General features: G+C 60.7%; 13 protein-coding genes and 2 pseudogenes. 13 read left to right on the top strand and 2 right to left on the bottom strand.

Annotated elements, in window-relative coordinates:
- Window positions 1-17: 17 nt before the first annotated feature.
- A complete protein-coding gene (locus tag KQ661_RS00355; protein WP_216678836.1) occupies window positions 18-1,010 on the bottom strand; it encodes a hypothetical protein in 993 nt (330 codons plus the stop codon).
- Window positions 1,011-1,184: 174 nt separating this feature from the next.
- Here KQ661_RS00355 and uvrA point away from each other — a divergent pair, with 174 nt between their 5' ends.
- The 8 genes and pseudogenes from uvrA to KQ661_RS00315 all read left to right on the top strand — a co-directional run bounded on the left by uvrA (window position 1,185) and on the right by KQ661_RS00315 (window position 11,267).
- Entirely contained in the window at window positions 1,185-4,040 is a 2,856-nt protein-coding gene (gene uvrA / locus KQ661_RS00350; RefSeq protein ID WP_216685356.1) for an excinuclease ABC subunit UvrA, read from the top strand.
- A gap of 11 nt (window positions 4,041-4,051) precedes the next feature.
- Window positions 4,052-4,450, top strand: a complete 399-nt coding sequence (locus KQ661_RS00345) for a DUF2251 domain-containing protein (protein ID WP_216678834.1) — start codon at window positions 4,052-4,054, stop codon at window positions 4,448-4,450.
- 175 nt (window positions 4,451-4,625) lie between these two features.
- Window positions 4,626-5,507: a tryptophan-rich sensory protein gene (locus KQ661_RS00340; RefSeq protein ID WP_216678833.1), complete on the top strand. Its 882-nt coding sequence runs from the start codon at window positions 4,626-4,628 to the stop codon at window positions 5,505-5,507.
- A 97-nt stretch (window positions 5,508-5,604) separates the two neighbouring features.
- Window positions 5,605-6,369, top strand: coding sequence for a triose-phosphate isomerase (gene tpiA / locus KQ661_RS00335; RefSeq protein WP_216678832.1), 765 nt, complete (start codon window positions 5,605-5,607; stop codon window positions 6,367-6,369).
- 106 nt (window positions 6,370-6,475) lie between these two features.
- Window positions 6,476-6,826 (top strand): hypothetical protein, encoded by a 351-nt coding sequence (locus KQ661_RS00330; RefSeq protein ID WP_216678831.1) that lies wholly within the window; start codon window positions 6,476-6,478, stop codon window positions 6,824-6,826.
- 116 nt (window positions 6,827-6,942) lie between these two features.
- Window positions 6,943-7,773 (top strand): 50S ribosomal protein L11 methyltransferase, encoded by an 831-nt coding sequence (prmA, locus tag KQ661_RS00325; protein WP_168671167.1) that lies wholly within the window; start codon window positions 6,943-6,945, stop codon window positions 7,771-7,773.
- Window positions 7,774-8,137: 364 nt separating this feature from the next.
- Window positions 8,138-8,547, top strand: a pseudogene (locus KQ661_RS00320) (IS701 family transposase); the annotation flags it as partial.
- Window positions 8,548-8,750: 203 nt separating this feature from the next.
- Complete coding sequence (locus tag KQ661_RS00315; RefSeq protein WP_216678829.1) at window positions 8,751-11,267, top strand: MG2 domain-containing protein; 2,517 nt, start codon at window positions 8,751-8,753, stop codon at window positions 11,265-11,267.
- Between the two features lie 217 nt (window positions 11,268-11,484).
- Here the strand turns inward: KQ661_RS00315 and KQ661_RS22690 are convergent, their stop codons facing one another.
- On the bottom strand, window positions 11,485-12,444 hold the full coding sequence (locus tag KQ661_RS22690) for a T9SS type A sorting domain-containing protein (RefSeq protein WP_216685354.1): 960 nt from the start codon (window positions 12,442-12,444) through the stop codon (window positions 11,485-11,487).
- Between the two features lie 556 nt (window positions 12,445-13,000).
- Between KQ661_RS22690 and KQ661_RS00305 the strand changes: the two genes are divergently transcribed.
- The 5 genes and pseudogenes from KQ661_RS00305 to KQ661_RS22675 all read left to right on the top strand — a co-directional run bounded on the left by KQ661_RS00305 (window position 13,001) and on the right by KQ661_RS22675 (window position 17,087).
- Complete coding sequence (locus KQ661_RS00305) at window positions 13,001-13,831, top strand: IS5 family transposase (RefSeq protein WP_216685353.1); 831 nt, start codon at window positions 13,001-13,003, stop codon at window positions 13,829-13,831.
- 59 nt (window positions 13,832-13,890) lie between these two features.
- Window positions 13,891-15,039: a GDSL-type esterase/lipase family protein gene (locus tag KQ661_RS00300; protein WP_216685352.1), complete on the top strand. Its 1,149-nt coding sequence runs from the start codon at window positions 13,891-13,893 to the stop codon at window positions 15,037-15,039.
- 125 nt (window positions 15,040-15,164) lie between these two features.
- Window positions 15,165-15,335, top strand: coding sequence for a hypothetical protein (locus KQ661_RS22685; protein ID WP_317196045.1), 171 nt, complete (start codon window positions 15,165-15,167; stop codon window positions 15,333-15,335).
- 293 nt (window positions 15,336-15,628) lie between these two features.
- Window positions 15,629-16,255, top strand: a pseudogene (locus KQ661_RS22680) (glycoside hydrolase family 88/105 protein); the annotation flags it as partial.
- A gap of 124 nt (window positions 16,256-16,379) precedes the next feature.
- Window positions 16,380-17,087: a DUF4350 domain-containing protein gene (locus KQ661_RS22675; protein ID WP_317196044.1), complete on the top strand. Its 708-nt coding sequence runs from the start codon at window positions 16,380-16,382 to the stop codon at window positions 17,085-17,087.
- Window positions 17,088-17,144: the final 57 nt, after the last annotated feature.

Below are 17,144 nucleotides of genomic sequence, written 5' to 3'. Positions count from 1 at the left end.
GTGCTACCTTATTGTGGTTAGAAACTCACGGCGAGCGTAGTCGTCTTTTGGTTGGAAGGCAGCTGTTGCAAGGCGTAAAGCGCATTGGCAATGCAATCGGCTGCACTGTAATGAGTGCCAATAAAAATGGCTTTGCCTTTATAAGAGCTTATTGAACTAGAGCCTTTTTCAGGCTTACTACTCGAAAACATAAAGCGGGATTTGCCAGCCTTATCAGGAAATGGGATTGATATATTCGAGTTAGTTTTCAGCACCATTTGACATACTTCCAGCAGAATGTCTTTCCAAGTTGAAATTGTTTTGATGGAGCCATTCGGTAGCCGTAGCTGCTTCGGTTTCTGGCCGGTGGGCAAAGCGGCTAGGTTCAGTTGGCTCACCTCTATAAATTCAATAGCTTCTGCCTTCGATTTCTTCGGCTGCGACTTGGTAGTAGGTTGTGATTTTGGCGACTGAATAGTGCTGTGGTTAGTTGCTTTAATAACAGTTGCCGCATCAATTGCCGCTGATGAGTGGCTGCCGTGTCCGCTATGTGCCGCATCGAGCCATTGGATAAGCTGCAAAGCGCACGTTATTTCATTGTCATGCAATAGGTTAAATTGAGCATTGGCAACTGAGTTACCGGGCTTAAAATCGCTGTAGAAATGCCAGTTAATGCCATCAGTAACCACAACTTTCAGTACCCCAAACCCAAAGGCATAGCTGAGTAACTGCTGCACGGTACTGTACTTCTCCAAATTCGAACCCAAACATTTAGCTTCAATCAGAAGGTCAATACTGTTCTCGGCGTTATGCAAGGCGTAATCGGCTCGCCAAGCGGTATTTATAGTTTTTTCGGGCTCAACCATTCCCACATTAGCAGTATCCCAGCCCAGCGACCGTAAAATCGGGTCAATGAGTGCGGCACGGGTAGCCGCTTCGCTTTTGCGGAGTAAGTCCGCGTGAGTCTGGGCACTGAGCCGCACTACTTGTAAAACTTGGTAGAGAGTGGCTAATGGGCTGGAAAAAGGCATAAGTATCTGATAGGACGAAATGTGGCGTAATGTTAAGGAAAGCGCGTCACTGTTGTGCATTTGTCAGCACGCACAAGCTAAAGCTTATGCCACTCCCCTCCGCCCGTACCTTCGCACCCGCAGCAAATGCCCATGGCCGAAACCTTCCGGCCCCCCTCCGCTGTTAGTTTGTTTATGCCCAAAAAAGACGCTTTGCAGGTATCGGCCCCCGCCGACAACGCCATTGATAATCTCGACCCGCGCGAATTTATCCTCATCAAAAACGCCCGGGTTCACAACCTCAAAAATCTCAGCGTAGCCCTACCGCGTAACCAGTTTATCGTCGTCACAGGCCTCTCGGGCTCGGGCAAATCCAGCCTCGCCTTTGATACGCTATATGCTGAAGGCCAGCGCATGTACGTGGAAAGTCTGAGCAGCTACGCCCGCCAGTTTCTGGGCCGCATGGACAAGCCCGACGTGGACTACATCCGGGGCATCTCGCCGGCTATTGCCATCGAGCAGAAGGTCAGCATCAAGAACAACCGCTCGACGGTGGGCACCAGCACCGAGATTTACGACTACCTCAAGCTGCTGTTTGCGCGGGTGGGCCGCACGTACTCGCCCGTCAGCGGCGAGCAGGTGCGCAAGGATAACGTGGCCGATGTGGTGGACTTTCTGGCCGCGCAGCCCGACGGCACCCGGGTCATGATTCTGGCCCCGCTGCACCGCCCCGACAAGACCCGGGCCATGAGCAAGGAGCTGGATTTGCTGCTGCAAAAAGGCTACAGCCGCGTGGTGGTGGACGGCGTGACTTCGCAAATCGAGGACCTGATAGGGGAAGACCAGCCCGAGGTGAAGGGCGATGTGTCCATCATGGTGGACCGCGCCGTGCTGCGCCCCGACGATGAGGACCTGCTGTTTCGCCTCTCCGATTCGGTGCAAACCGCGTTTTTCGAGGGTCACGGCACTTGCGTGGTGCAGCTGGCTGCTCCCGACCAAGAACCCGAAACCCGCACCTTTTCCGATAAATTCGAGCTCGACGGCGTCACCTTCGAGGAGCCCAGCGTCAACTTTTTCTCCTTCAACAACCCCTATGGCGCGTGCCAGACCTGCGAGGGCTTCGGCTCGGTGCTGGGCATTGACGAGGACTTGGTGATTCCGGACAAGAGCCTGACGGTGTACGAAGGCGCGATTGCGCCCTGGCGCACCGAGAAGCAGGGCGAGTGGCTGAAGCCGCTGCTGAAAAACGGCATCCGCTTCGATTTTCCCATTCACCGGCCTTATAATGACCTTAGCCAGGCCGAGCAGCGCCTGCTCTGGACCGGCAACAAGCACTTTGACGGCCTGGACAAGTACTTCAAATGGGTGAGCGAGCAGACCCACAAAATCCAGTACCGCGTGCTGCAAAGCCGCTACCGGGGCCGCACCACCTGCCCCGATTGCCGGGGCACCCGCCTGCGCAAGGATGCGCAATACGTGCGCATCGACGGCCGCAGCATTGCCGATATCGTGCTGCTGCCCATCTCTGACGCGCTGACTTTCTTCCAGAACATGAGCCTGAGCGAGCACGATGCCAAAGTGGCCGAACGCCTCGTAACGGAAATCACCAACCGCCTCGGCTACCTCAACCGCGTGGGCCTGGGATACCTGACCTTGAACCGCTTGAGCAACACGCTGAGCGGCGGCGAGAGCCAGCGCATTTCGCTGGCTACGTCGCTGGGCTCGGCACTTGTGGGCTCCATGTACGTGCTCGATGAGCCTTCAATCGGCCTGCACCCCAAGGATGCGGAGCAGCTCATCGGCGTGCTGCGCTCCTTGCAGCAGCTCGGCAATACCGTGGTGGTGGTGGAGCACGAGGAGAAGATGATGGAAGCCGCCGACCAGATTATCGACATCGGCCCCGAGGCCGGCAGCGGCGGTGGCAACCTGATGTTTCAGGGCACCATGGCCGAGCTGCTCCAGGACACCGAAACCTATACTGGCCTTTACCTGAGCGGCAAAATGGAAGTAGCGGTGCCCAAAGTGCGCCGCCCCTGGCGCAACGCCCTGGAGCTGACCGGTGCCCGCGAAAACAACCTCAAAAACGTGAGCGTGAAGCTGCCGCTGGGCGTGATGACCGTGGTAACCGGCGTATCCGGCTCGGGCAAATCCACGCTCATCAAGCGCATTCTGGCCCCGGCCCTGATGAAGATGCTGGGCGGCGGCGCGGGCGAAAGCACCGGCAAATTCGACCGCCTCACGGGCGTGAGCGGGCAGGTGTCGCACGTCGAGTTCGTGGACCAGAACCCCATTGGTAAGTCGTCGCGCTCGAACCCGGTGACGTATGTGAAGGCGTATGACGCCATCCGGACGCTGTTTTCGGAGCAGCCGTTGGCCAAGGCCCGGGGGCTGAAGCCGTCGCACTTCAGCTTTAATGTGGACGGCGGGCGCTGCGAAGTGTGCCAGGGCGAAGGCCAGGTGAAAATCGAGATGCAGTTCATGGCCGACATCTACCTGACCTGCGAGGGCTGCGGTGGCCAGAAGTTCAAGCAGGATATTCTGGAAATCAAATTCCAGGACAAAAACATTTATGAGGTGCTGGAAATGACGGTGACCGATGCCGTGCAGTTCTTCCAGAGCCAGCCCAAAGTGGCCGACCGCCTCCGGCCGCTCGAAGACGTGGGCCTGGGCTACATCCGCCTCGGGCAGTCGGCCAACACGCTGAGCGGCGGCGAGGCCCAGCGCGTGAAGCTGGCCTCGTTCCTCACCAAAGGCGCGACGCTGCAGCAGGATAAAATCCTGTTCATCTTCGACGAACCCAGTACCGGCCTGCATTTCCACGACATTGCCAAGCTGCTAGGCGCGCTGAATGCGCTCATCGAGCAGGGTAATTCCGTGCTCATCATCGAGCATAACGTCGACATCATCAAGTGTGCCGACTGGATTATCGACCTCGGCCCCGAGGGTGGCCTGAACGGCGGTCACTTGCTCTTCGAAGGCACGCCGGAGGACATGGTGAAGCTGAAAGACACCAACCACACGGCCCGCTTCCTGGCCGAGAAGGTTTCCTAAGCTCAGCCATTATGCAGCTCGGTGTCGAAGCAAAAATTACGATTGGGACGCCCAATACCTTTATCGAGAGCACGTCGGCGGCCGGCACGATAGGCGTGGTGTTTGAGGATGATGGCACGACGGGGTACCTGTATGCCGTTCGCCCGGGCACCACCATGGAGCTGCTTGATGCCCTGCATATTTATGATGTGGCCAATGTGGCCGACCGGCAGGTGCCCGTGCGGCTACAGGTATTCTGGGACGTGGCCGGCACGGCGGCGGCCCTGCTCATCAACGGGTATTGCCATGCGCTGTTCGACTTTCAGCGCATGGCGGGCTTTTGCCGCACCGCATTTCCGGCCGTCCGCAACGGGCAAGTACTGAAACGGGAATTGACCGATGAATTGATTGAACAATACTTTGCGGCCTGATACCAGTAGAGTAGGCCGTGTCTGTTAAGCGAGTCGAATACCGGCCAATGCATTGTCCTGTAGGGTAGTGGCTGCGGTAGCCGGAAAGTGGTTCGGGATGGTCTGAAAAACGTAGAACCATCCATAAAGATTAATACGTAAGTTCACTTCCCCCCTCACATCCATCCTCGTGACTATGCCCATCGCTACAACGCCTCCGGACCACTACGCTGCCGCTAACCGGTCGGGCACGGGCCGGCTTTGGCGGTGGCTGACGGCGCTGGCCATCATCGGCAATATTGCCCTCAACTATTATTCAAATACCCGTCCCTTCGCCGGGCAAACGATGGGTGCGGTTTCGGCCAAGTACCCCACGCTGTTCACGCCGGCGGGCTACGCGTTCAGCATCTGGGGGCTGATTTTTCTGGCCCTGACCATTTATGCGGTGTGGCAGCTGCTGCCGGCGCAACGGCGAATATCGCTGCCTGATGCCCTGGCCAAGCCGCTCACGCTGGCCAGTGTTGCCACCGGGGCCTGGGTGGTCCTGTTTGCCTATGAGTTGATTTTGCCCAGTGTGGGCGTGATGCTGCTCATTCTCGGCTGCCTGATAGTGGCTTACGGGCGGGCCCGGCGGCGCATTTTCGCCGACGCGGCTCCGGCGCTGGCGGGTGTGCCGTTCTCGCTGTACTTGGGCTGGATTTCGGTGGCGTCGGTCATCAACATCACCATCGGGCTGCAGCAGCTGGGCTGGCAAACGGCCGAAGGTGCATCGGTAACCCTCACGCTGGGGCTGATTTTTGTGGTGGTGGCGCTGGGGCTGATTATGAGCCGCGTGTTTCGCGATATGGTGTTCCCACTGGTGGTGGCCTGGGCCTTGGTGGCCGTGTGGGTAGTGCGGCTGCGCGAAGTGCCCGAGCTGGGCTGGGCCGCGCTGATTGGCGCGGCCGTGGTGGCCATTGCGGGCGTTGTGCTCTCGCGGCTGGGCGGCCGCAAAACGCCCTGGCAGCTGCGCGACGAAGCCGCCGCCGCCGCCGAAGCCGAGATTGCCGCCCGCAACACCATGCGCGCCTCCGAGTAGCGGCGTGGCCCGGCGTGGCGCGGCGCGGGTGCGCCGCCGCCGGTTTGGCCCGTAGCTTTGCAGGTAGTCCCAACCTTCTTACCTGACCCGCTCGATTATGCGCCAAAAACTTGTTGCCGGCAACTGGAAAATGAACCTGACCTACCCCGAGGCCCTGGCCCTGGTAGGTGAAATCACCAGTCTGGCTGGCGAAGCGGGCGCGGCTTCCGCGCCCACCGTCGTGATTTGCCCGCCTTTCCCGTTCCTGCACGCCGTGGGCCAGCAGCTGCCGCAAGCCTCCAATTTTCACCTCGGGGCCCAGAACTGCCACCAGAAAGAAAGCGGCGCCTTCACCGGCGAAGTTTCGGCCAAAATGCTGGCCTCAGTGGGCTGCGAATACGTGATTCTGGGCCACTCGGAGCGCCGCCAGTACTTCCGCGAAGATGACGAGCTGCTGAGCCAGAAGCTGAAAGCCGCCCTGGCCGCCGGCCTCAAGCCCATTTTCTGCGTGGGCGAGTCGCTGGATACCCGCGAGGCCGACGAAACGTTTAAATACATTGGCAAGCAGCTCACTGATGGCCTGTTCCACCTCAGCAATGAGGAATTTGCCCAGGTCGTGATTGCCTACGAGCCCATCTGGGCCATCGGCACGGGCCGCACCGCCACCAGCGCCCAGGCGCAGGAAGTGCACGCCTTCATCCGCGAGCAGATTGCCCGCGCCTACGACGCCGAAGCCGCCCTCGATACCACCATTCTCTACGGCGGCTCGGCTAATGCGCAGAATGCCAAGGAGCTGTTCTCGCAGCCCGACGTGGACGGCGGCCTCATCGGCGGCGCGGCCCTGAAAGCGGCGGACTTCACCACGATTATCCAGTCGTTTTAAGAAGGGTTGAATTTTTAGGGTTGAGTGTTGAGTTGAACGCGCAACGCGGCATTGCATTTGACATCCTACACTCAACCCTCAACATTCAAAACTCAACCCTTCCTCAATGCTCTCCTTCATCCTCACGCTCCTGCTGGCCCTGCTACCCGCCAAAAGCCCGGCGGCCGGCCCGTTGGAGCCGTGCAAAATCTTCGGCTCAGTCTATCTCGAAACCGACCCGGGCCGGCGCAGCTACTGCTACGGCACGGTGTACGTAGAGCCCGAAGAAGCCTTTGCCGATGTGCTGATTTTCAAGGAGAACAACAAGCTATTTGCCGATAAGCCCGGCCTGTGGGCCGAAGCCCCCGCCCGCGACTTTGCCGACTACGTGCTGCTGGTGGTAACCGACCGCAGCCGCGCTGATTTCAGCATTCACTACACCACGGTGCGCTCCTTCGCCGGCTGCAAGACCAATTAAGGGGAGTTAAGAGTTAGGAGTTAAAAGTTATAAGTTGAACTGTTAAACGGCTTCAACTTCAATCTTTCGGTTCTCAAACTCTTAACTCCTAACGCTTAACTTATAACTTCAACCAAGTGGATTTTATTGAACTGACCGTCGAAGCCCCGCGCGAGCTGGCCGACATTCTGGTGGCCGAGCTGGCCGAAGTGGGTTTCGACACCTTTGAGGATACCGATGCAGGCTTCCAGGCCTACACCACCGAAGATGTTTTCAACCCCGACGCGGTGGCCGAAATCATGAGCCGCTACGAGGGCCAGGGCGAGCTGAGCCATTCGCACCGCGTGATTACCCGCCAGAACTGGAATGCCGAGTGGGAGAAGAACTTCCAACCTCTCATCATTGCCGAGCGGGTATCGGTGCGTGCGCCGTTCCACCCCGAGCCGGCCGGTGTCGACTACGACATTGTGATAATGCCGCGCATGTCGTTCGGCACGGGCCACCACGAAACCACGGCCCTGATGATTGAAAATCAGCTTGATGTGAGCCATAAAGGGTTGCGCGTGCTGGACATGGGCACCGGCACCGGCATTCTGGCCATTATGGCTGAGATGCTGGGGGCCCGCCAGGTGCTGGCCGTTGACACCGAGCCCTGGACCGTGGAAAACGCCCGCGACAACGCCGCCGAAAATCAGTGCCACGGCATCGAGTGTCGCCTGGGCGGCGTGGAAACCCTCGCCAACGAGGAGCCCTTCGACCTCATTCTGGCCAACATCAACCGCAACGTGCTGTTGGAGGATATGCACGAGTACGCCCGCCTGCTGCCCAGCGGCCGGCCCATCCTGTTCAGCGGCTTCTACGAGGAAGACCTGCCCAAAATTCAGGCTGAGGCCAGCAAGCATGGCCTGCGCTACCAGCGCCATCGCACGCTGCGTAGCTGGGTATCGGCGGTGTTTGAGAAAGAATAAGTATCAGCAGCACCAATAGTAAAGAACGTCCTGCTTCGGTTGCGAAGCAGGACGTTTTGCGTTGCGGTCGGCTGCATGGGGCGTTGGTTGTGCCGGGTGGCATCCTTCCCGGCAACGATTGCGCGAATAAAAAGGGTCCTGAAGGCATATTACGAGCCATTGGGGCCGTAATATTAGCATACAGAATTACCGGCCTGCCGCGGCTGTTTTGGTGCGGCGGGCCTGGGTGATTCTTTTATCAGCACCCCAGATTTCCCGCAATGAATTTATTCTCCACTCCGTTTTCTTCGCTTCGTGTTGCAGCCGGCCGGCCAGCGGCGCGGGTTGGCCTGGGCCTCGTGGCACTGGTGGCCGGCCTGGCCGCTTAGCGCCGCCGCCCGGCGGTTGGAGTCAGGGCGTGGAAGTGCGCCTGAAAGAAGTGCCCTTTGGCGTAAAACTCTTCAAGCTAGTGGCCACGAACGGCGACATTGAATGGTTTATTACCAACCACTTGGCTGCTCATCTGACCCGCGAAATGGTGATTGAAGCCGTGCAGGTGTGTTGGCAGGTAGAGGAGTTTCACCGCAGCTTCAAACAGTTGACGGGGTCGGAGAAGTGCCCGTGCCGGAAGGAGATGGCGCAACGCAACCACTTGGCCTGTTGTTGCTTGGCCTGGGTATCGCTGCGTCAACACGCCCGCCGCATGGGGCAAACTATTTATCAGGTGACCAACAGCAATGGGCACCCTACCTGCGGCAGTTGCTCCAAAAACCACTCATTCAAGCACTTGTATAGTCGAGTGCGTAAGTCCTAACAAGAGTACCGATTTTTTGCCCAAGCGGCCCCTAAAACCCCGGCAGTAGCGCGCTGGCGAGTAGCTTGCTGTCGCTAAGGAAGGTGCCCGGGTGGGCCGGTGCTTCATGTCGTCGCCATCTTTGTGCGGTAATCTAGGAGCCGGCCCGTGTGTGTGGGCCGTCTGTTTTCGACTGAATGCAACCATGAAAGTAGTGCGCGTGCAAAAAGGAATGCTGGCCGCCGGGCTGGCCGTTGCCATTGGCCTCACCGCGTTTCGGCTGCGCCCGCCCGAGGATGGGCTGCTGCCGCGCATTGCCCGGCAGCTGGCCGAGTACTACGCCGCCGCCCGGCAGGAAAAAGTGTACCTGCACCTTGACCGGCCGGTGTACGGCACCGGCGAAACCATCTGGTTCAGTGCCTACGTGGTTGATGCTTCGGCGCACCGGCTCGACTCGCTCAGCCAGGTGCTGCACGTCGATTTGGTTTCGCCCGAGCACCGGGTGGTGGCCCGCCGCACCCTGCGCCTGCAGGGCGGCCGTGCCAGCGGCGACCTCGCCATTACCGATACCCTGGCCGCTGGCACCTACGTGCTGCGGGCCTACACCAACTGGATGCGCAACGCCGGCGACGAGTTCGTGTACAGCCGCCGGCTGAGCGTATGGCCGGCCTCGCCCATTGGCCCGCAGGAGCCCCGCCCGGTGGCCGTGCCCACCACGGCCTTTGCCCGCGCCCGCGCCGCCGCCGCCGCCCGCCCCGATGTGCAGTTTCTGCCCGAAGGCGGCTACCTCGTGGAGGGGCTGCCCGCCGTGGTGGCCTGCAAAGCCACCGACCCCAACGGCCGGGGCCTCGACGTGCGCGGCCAGATTCTGAATGATAAAAATGGGGTGGTAGTGCCCTCCTTCAGCAGCCGGCACGCGGGCATGGGGCGCTTTGCCTTTTTGCCCGGCAGCGGCCAGCGCTACCACGCCCACTTCACCATGCCCGATGGCAGCACCGCCGACTACCCGCTGCCCGCCGTGCAGCCCAGCGGCTACACCCTGCACGTAGTGGATGGTGGCGAAAACTTTATCGTAGAGGCCCGCTACCGGGGCGTGCCCGGCGCGCCCGCTCCTGGCCCCGTGCAGCTCATGACCCAGGTGCGCGGCGTGGCGGTATACCCCGGCCCCCGCACCTTCACTGGCGATGCCCCCGCCGCGTGGCGCATGCCCAAAAAGAACTACCCCAGCGGCATCGTGCATTTCACGCTGTTCGATGCGGAGGGCACGCCGCGGTGCGAGCGGCTGGCTTTTGTGCAGAATGGGCCGGCCGGGCTGCGCATCAGCATCACCCCAGACCAGCCCAGCTATGGGCCGCACGCGCCGGTGCAGTTGGCCGTGCGCGTGACCGACGCCGCCGGCCAGCCGGTGGCCACTAATTTCTCGCTCGGTGTGAGCGATGCCGGCCTCAGTGCCCTCGACCCCACCGCCGAAACCATTGCCTCGAACCTGCTGCTGACCTCTGACCTGGTGGGCTACGTGGAAAACCCGGGCTATTACTTCCGCAGCACCTCGGCCGGCCCCAATCTGGCCCTCGACGACCTGCTGCTCACCCAGGGCTGGCGGCGCTTTGTGTGGAAGCAGGTGCTGGCCGGCCAGGCCCCGCTCCAGCCCTTCAGCGCCGAGCACGACCTGAGCCTGGTGGGTCAGGTCGTGAGCGAGCACGGCAGCCGCCCCATTGCCAACAGCCAGCTCACCTTCCTGCAAACGCGCCCTTCCAAAAACGTGACCACCGGCACCACCAACGCCAATGGCCGCTTTAGCTTCGTGGGCATTCCGGTGGTCGATACGGCCGTTATCACGCTGCAGGCGCGGCGGTCGCAGGGCGGTAGCAACGTGCTCATTCTGCCCGATGAAGGCCCCGCGATACCTACCCAGGCGCTGCCGCCGCTGCCCTCGCTGGCGGCCGCCCCGGCGGGGGTGGCCGCCTTCGTGCGCCGCAGCCGCCAGGCCCAGGCCGCCGACCTCGATATGCACCCCGAGAGAGCCATTCGCAACATCACTCTGAGCAACGTGGCCGTGACGGCCAAGCGCGTGAAAATCCCCTCCGACGACCCGCGCCGCCTCTATGGCGCCACCGGCGGCACGGTGGTCGACTTCACCGAAATGCCGGCTTCGCAGTCGGGTATGAACGTGTTGCAGCTGCTCCAGGGCCGCGTGGCGGGCCTCGTAATTACGGGCCAGGCCCCCAACCTGTCGGTTCAAATCCGAAACTCGGGCACGCCGCTGTTTATTCTGGATGGGCAGCGGGTCGACCTCGATTTCATTGCCAACATGTCGTCCAATGATGTCGAGTCGGTTGAGATATTCAAGGGTGCCGAGGCGGCTATTTTTGGCGGCACCGGCGGGGCCATTGCCATCTACACCAAGCGCGCCGACCCCAACTACAAGGGCGCCGATAAAGGCCCTTCGCCGGGCATTGCCATTGTGAAGATGGCTGGCTTCGCCGAGGTGCGCGAGTTTTACCAGCCCCGCTACAACGCCCTGCTCACCAACCCGCCCGCCGACCCGCGCACCAGCACCCTCTATTGGAACCCCATCGTGCGGACCAACGCCAAGGGCGAGGCCGAGCTGCACTTCTTCACCGCTGACGGCAGCGGCACCTTCCAGGCCGTGGCCGAGGGCCTGAGCCTGGACGGCATGCCCGCCCTGGGCAGCAGCACGCTCACCGTGAAGGGGAAGTAAGGCGGTAGCCGGTGCTGTTTGCAACGACTCCGGATTGGGGTGAACAAGCGGGAAGTGCCAACATGCCGCTTTCCTGACAGAAATTACGGCTGTTTCACTTGCGCACCGGGCGGCGGCATGCCAGCTTGCTGCGGCGCTCACTTCGATAACACCTAAAACAAAACGCGCCCCCGGCAGAGCCAGGGGCGCGTTGCAAACGGGCGAAAGCCGGAACAGGCTATTCCTTGGCAATGCGGGCGCTGCTGCGCTGGCCACCGTCGGCGTACTCTACCAGGTAGAGGCCACGGCTCAGGTTGCTCAGGTCTACGGCCGTTTCGGTGGTGCCGGGCTGGGCGCTGAAGCTGGCAACCCGGGCCCCGGTGGTGCGGAATACCGTGACGCGGGCATCGCGGCTGGCGGCGGTATGGGGCACGTTCAGGCGGTTCTGCGTGCGGTTGGGGTACACGCCCAGGTTGGTAGCCACCAGCGAGCGGGTAGCCAGGAATATGGGAACGTAAGCCTGCCGGCTCTTAAAGGTCATGTTGCTGAGCAGCACGCAGCGGCCGACGGTGTTGCTGCCCAGGGCCGTGTAGAGGCGTACCATCAGCGTCTGGCCGGCGGCCAGGGTCAGGCCCGTAGCGTTGTTGTTGAATGCAAAGAGGAAACCGTCTTTGGGGTTCAGAGAGTTGTCTTGGGGCATGTAAGCGTATGCCGTAGCGGCGCTGGGACCCGTAATGCCGGTGCCAAACGTGCCATTGTGGGCCGACGGCAAAATGCCGCCGGGGGTGACGGGTAAGCTCGTGCTGGTGCCCGGGTTGGTGGCAGGGCCTTTGGCGTAGCTGAATTCCGTCGAGTCCGTGATGAACCCGTTCAGCGGCCACAGCAGCGACAGCCGGCCGTTAGTGCTTTGGGTCGTGCGGATATTGAAGTCGTGCGAATCGACGCGTAAAGCGGCCGTAGCTGTGATGGAAAACTGCTCGTAAGCAATGCCTTTTGGCGAGCTGGCCAGCGTGCTGAAACCAGTGCCATCGGCGACTGCGCCAATAGCCTGGCCTTTGATGCAATAGGCGGGAACCAGGCCGCCGGCCGTGCCGCCATCGGAAAGCACGATGCGGTGCAGCACCGGCGCATTGGTCGTAACGCCGGTGGAGAGCACGGTGGCGTTGTCACTGCCGTTGATGGTGAGGGGATATTGCACGAAGGCTGCCGTTTGGGCGTTGGCTTTTTCGGCAAAGCCGAGGCCACCTAAGAGCAGGAATGCCGGAAGTAGATTTTTTTCATCGGGAGTATTGGAAATAGGGTGAGGTAAAGGACGAATCGGTGGAAAATGAATGGATAAAAAACCAGGGTGCGTGCCGCCGAGCGTAGCTCAGCCAGACATTACCCTCACAATGTCTGGCTTTGGTTGGCCAATGCAAAAGCTTTGCGGGACTATAGTTGCGCAATCCTTGTCGGGAACGTTCCCACCCGCGCCCGGCCGGAGCCGGGGCTTCGTTGGTCGTAGAATAAATCTCAGAATGGATTGCGATGGCTGAAACGGGATTGTTGGGGAAGACGGGCCGACGTGGCAACGTTCCCGGCAATGATTGCGCAATTAAAGGTGCCTAATCCGGCAAAAACAGGCTGTTTTCGGGGCGCGTCTGGTCTAATACTGTTAGGGCAACCCTGCCTTTACAATGAAGCTGTTTAGAAAGTCAAAGGACTCCCAAAAAAGCGCGAAATTTGAGGTGTAACACTCCTTTTTTCGCATTTTAATGGAAGTCCTGTCCAAAGATATGATTCGCCAATGGATTCTGCCCGCGCTCACCTTCTCCGCCCATGGCCGCCCCTCGATCGTGGAGCCGGCCGAGTTGGTGGAAGCCATTCTCTACAAACTCAAAAGCGGCTGTCAATGGCGATTATTGCCTGTTAAACAGTTTTTTACGGGCGCATCGCTGACCTGGCAGGGCGTGTACGCCCGCTTTAATGCGTGGCGCAAGGACGGGTCCTGGCAAGGGGTATGGCTCCGCTTGTTGCGCGAAAACGGGGCCCATCTGGACTGTTCCAGCGTCCAACTCGACGGCAGCCACACGCCCGCCAAGAACGGCGGGGAGGCCGTCGGCTATCAGGGCCGCAAGAAAGCCCGTACCACCACAGCCCTCTTCTTGGCCGATAACCGGGGACAGCCGCTGGCCTGCGCCAGCCCGCAGGCGGGCAACCACCACGACACCCACCAGCTCAACGCCTTGTTCGGGGAAATCTGCGCCTCGCTCGAAGCGGCCAATATTCCCGTCGCCGGGCTGTTTCTGAACGCCGACAAAGCCTTTGACACCCAAGGCTTTCGTCAGGAATGCGCCCGGCGCGACATCGAGGCCAACATTCCCCGCAACCGCCGCGCCGCCGACTGGCAGACCGACGACGACACCTTTTTCGATCCCGAACTCTACCGCCGCCGCGTCGTGGTCGAACACGCCAACGCTTGGCTCGACGGCTTTAAAACGTTGCTCGTGCGCTACGAAACCAGCGTCGGCAATTGGCTGGCCTGGCACTGGCTCGCCTTTGTCGTCATCTTTTTGCGAAAAATCAACCAAAAGCCGACTTTCTAAACAGCTTCAATCCCTTGATGGCTCCGGCCAGCGCGAGTCCCACCTTTGGTTTTCCTTCAATGAAATCAACCTTCGTAACGATACTGGCCGGCCTGGCTGCCTTCCTGACCATGGCCTGGCACCCGGCCGAAACCCCCAAAACCCAGATTTTCCTGGTCGGCGATTCCACCATGGCCGACAAGCCCGACCTCACCAAGCCCGAGCGCGGCTGGGGCATGGAATTCGGCCAGTACTTCGACGGCGGCGTGGTGATTCGCAACACCGCCGTGAACGGGCGCAGCACCAAAAGCTTCCTGCGCGAAGGCCGCTGGGCCAAGGTGCTCGAAGTCATTAAGCTCGGCGATTGGGTGTTCATCCAGTTTGGCCACAACGACTCCAAAGCCGAAGACAGCACCCGCTCGGCCACGGCCCAGACGCTGTACCGCCAGCTGCTCACCAAATTTGTGCAGGAGGCCAGGGCCAAAGGGGTGAATATCATGCTGCTCAAGCTGTTAGGTCGCCGCTATCTCGATAGCAATGGCAAGCGCAAGGACGACCACAGCGAGTACGCCGGCGTGGTGCGCGAGGTGGCCAAAGCCCAGAAAGTGCCGCTCATTGACCTGCACGAGAAAAGCTGGGCCCTGTACTCGGGCCTGGGCGAGGCCGGCACCCGCCCGCTGTTCTGGAGCTACCAGAACGGCTACTACCAGCCCAACCCCGTAGCCCCCGCCAAAAACGACGACACCCACTTCTCAGAGTATGGAGCCACCCGCGTGGCCCAGCTGGTAGCCGAGGATGTAGCAGCCCAAAAGTTGGCATTGGCCAGCCACCTCAGCCGCACTGTATTTGCGGGCAAGCTCACCGCCGACCTGCCCGTGGTGCTGCAAACCGCCTTTAAGAAGGACACCTTCAACCTGACCAAATACGGCGCGGTTGCCGACGGCCAGACTCTGAACACCGAGGCCTTCCGCAAGGCGATTGAGGCCTGCGCCGTGGCCGGCGGCACCGTGCTGGTGCCGCGTGGCCTGTGGCTCACCGGGCCCATCAGCCTGAAAAGCAATGTGAACCTGCACCTGGCCGATGGCGCACTGGTGCAGTTTACGGCCGACCGCAGCCAGTATCCGCTCATCAAAACCACCTGGGAAGGGGAGGAGGCCATCCGCAGCCAGGCCCCGCTGTCGTGTACCGACCTCACCAACATCGCTATCACCGGCCACGGTACTTTCTAAACAACTCCAGTGGCGGCGCGGTAGCATAACGGCGTGAAAGGTCGCCTCACCCCCCCGCCCCTCTCCGAAAAGGAGAGGGGGCCGGGGGGGGGGGCGTCCGGCAGCGCCATTTGCAAATCATGACTATGAGAAAATTCCTCCTTCCCTTGCTGGCCCTCACGCTGCTGGCGGAAACCGGCTCGGCCCAGACGGCCCCTCCGCGACCGTATTCGCAGCGCATGGCCGATGCCTTCATTTCCTGGAGCCCTGACTCCATCGTTATCGGTAACCGGAAATCGGCCCGCTGGGACTATTAGCAGGGGCTGATGCTGAAGGCCCTGGAACGCGTGTGGCAGCGCACCGGCGACGGCCGCTACTTCACTTGCATTCAGAAAGATGTTGACCAGTTTGTGTAAAAGGATGGCAGCATTCGCACTTATAAGGCTGATGAATACCAGCTCGATAACATCACTACTGGCCACGCCCTGCTGCTGCTGAGCCAGCTGTCGGTGCCCGGCAACGACAAGTACATAAAGGCCGCGCAGCTGCTGCACAAGCAGCTCGAAACCCAGCCCCCCCCACCAAAGAAGGCGGCTTCTGGCACAAGAAAACCTACCCCAACCAGATGTGGCTCGACGGCCTGTACATGGCCGAGCCGTTCTACGCCGAGTACAGCCGAATTTTCAACCAGCCGGCCTGGCTCGATGACGTAGCCAAGCAGTTTGCCCTGATTGAGAAGCATCTTGTGGACCCCAAAACCGGTCTGCTCTACCACGGCTACGACGAAAGCCGGGAGTAGCCCTGGGCCAGTAAAACTACCGGCCAGAGCCCCAGCTTCTGGGGCCGCGCCATGGGCTGGTACGCCATGGGCCTGGTCGACGTGCTCGATTACTTCCCCGAAAACCACCCGCAGCGGCCCCTGCTCCTCAAGGCCCTGCAACGCCTGGCCCCTGCCGTGGCCCGGTATCAGGACCCCAAAACCGGCACCTGGAGCCTCGTGATGGGCCAGGAAACCCGCAAGGGCAACTACGCCGAAGCCTCCGGCAGCAGCATGTTCGTATACGCGCTGGCCAAAGGCGTGCGGATGGGCTACCTCGACAAAAAGTGCGCCGCCGTGGCCCGCAAAGGCTACGACGGCATCCTGAAAACCTTCGTGGAAACGGGTGCCGACGGCGCACTTGCCTTCAACGGTACCGTGAGCGTGGGCGGCCTGGGCGGCAAGCCCCACCGCAATGGCTCCTTCGACTACTACCTTACCGAACCGCTGCGCAAGAACGATTTGAAGGGCGTGGGGGCCCTTCATTCTGGCCAGCACCGAGATGGAGATTGCCGCCGAAAATGCCCTCGGTCAGGGCAAAACTGTGGGCCTCGACTACTACTTCAACCACGAAACGCGCAAAAGCCCCCTCACCGGCGAGCCCGAGCAATGGCACTACACCTGGGAAGAGCGTACGCACGGCGGCTTCTGGCTGTGGGGCCCCCAGCTCCGTGAGCTGGGGGCCAAAACGGTATCCGTGCCCGCCGCGCCCACCGCCGCCAGCCTCAAGCCCCTGAGCGTGTACATCATCGTCGACCCGGACTCGCGCGAGGAGTCGCCCAAGCCCAACTACATCCAGCCCGCCGACAGCAAGGTTATCACTGAGTGGGTGCGCGGCGGCGGCACCCTCGTGCTGCTGGCCAACGACACGGCCAACTGCGAAACCAAATACTTCAACGAGTTGACCAAAAACTTCGGCGTGCAGTTCACCAATCAGAGCGTGAACATGGTGCAGGGCTCCCAGTTCGAGCAGGGCAAAGTGGATTTGACCTCCGGTAGTGTGGTTTTCAAAAATGCCAAAACTGCTTATGTGAAGGAGCTGGCAGTGCTGTCGGCCATGCCGCCGGCCCGGCCGCTGGTCGTCAATAACGATAAAATTATCATGACCACTGCCCGCCTGGGCAAGGGCAAAGTCTTCATCCTCGGCGACCCGTGGCTGTACAACGAATACACCGACGGCCGCAAAATCCCGGCTTCGTTCGAGGATTTTCAGGCCGGCAAGGATTTGGCTACCTGGCTGCTAGGCAAGTAAATCGAAGAAGTAATGCGCCGACCAAAGTCGGCCGGGAATTTCCCGGCCGGCTTTGTT

Source organism: Hymenobacter siberiensis (assembly GCF_018967845.1).
GTDB classification, from domain to species: Bacteria; Bacteroidota; Bacteroidia; order Cytophagales; family Hymenobacteraceae; genus Hymenobacter; species Hymenobacter siberiensis.
The sequence above is the reverse complement of the archived record's forward strand: the minus strand, read 5'-3'. Positions and strand labels throughout refer to the sequence as shown.

Excerpts from the sequence above, each read along its gene's own strand:
- KQ661_RS00355 (WP_216678836.1), bottom strand. The coding sequence starts at position 1,010 with ATGCCTTTTTCCAGCCCATTAGCCACTCTCTACCAAGTTTTACAAGTA.
- uvrA (WP_216685356.1), top strand. The coding sequence starts at position 1,185 with ATGCCCAAAAAAGACGCTTTGCAGGTATCGGCCCCCGCCGACAACGCC.
- KQ661_RS00345 (WP_216678834.1), top strand. The coding sequence starts at position 4,052 with ATGCAGCTCGGTGTCGAAGCAAAAATTACGATTGGGACGCCCAATACC.
- KQ661_RS00340 (WP_216678833.1), top strand. The coding sequence starts at position 4,626 with ATGCCCATCGCTACAACGCCTCCGGACCACTACGCTGCCGCTAACCGG.
- tpiA (WP_216678832.1), top strand. The coding sequence starts at position 5,605 with ATGCGCCAAAAACTTGTTGCCGGCAACTGGAAAATGAACCTGACCTAC.
- KQ661_RS00330 (WP_216678831.1), top strand. The coding sequence starts at position 6,476 with ATGCTCTCCTTCATCCTCACGCTCCTGCTGGCCCTGCTACCCGCCAAA.
- KQ661_RS00315 (WP_216678829.1), top strand. The coding sequence starts at position 8,751 with ATGAAAGTAGTGCGCGTGCAAAAAGGAATGCTGGCCGCCGGGCTGGCC.
- KQ661_RS00305 (WP_216685353.1), top strand. The coding sequence starts at position 13,001 with ATGGAAGTCCTGTCCAAAGATATGATTCGCCAATGGATTCTGCCCGCG.
- KQ661_RS00300 (WP_216685352.1), top strand. The coding sequence starts at position 13,891 with ATGAAATCAACCTTCGTAACGATACTGGCCGGCCTGGCTGCCTTCCTG.
- KQ661_RS22685 (WP_317196045.1), top strand. The coding sequence starts at position 15,165 with ATGAGAAAATTCCTCCTTCCCTTGCTGGCCCTCACGCTGCTGGCGGAA.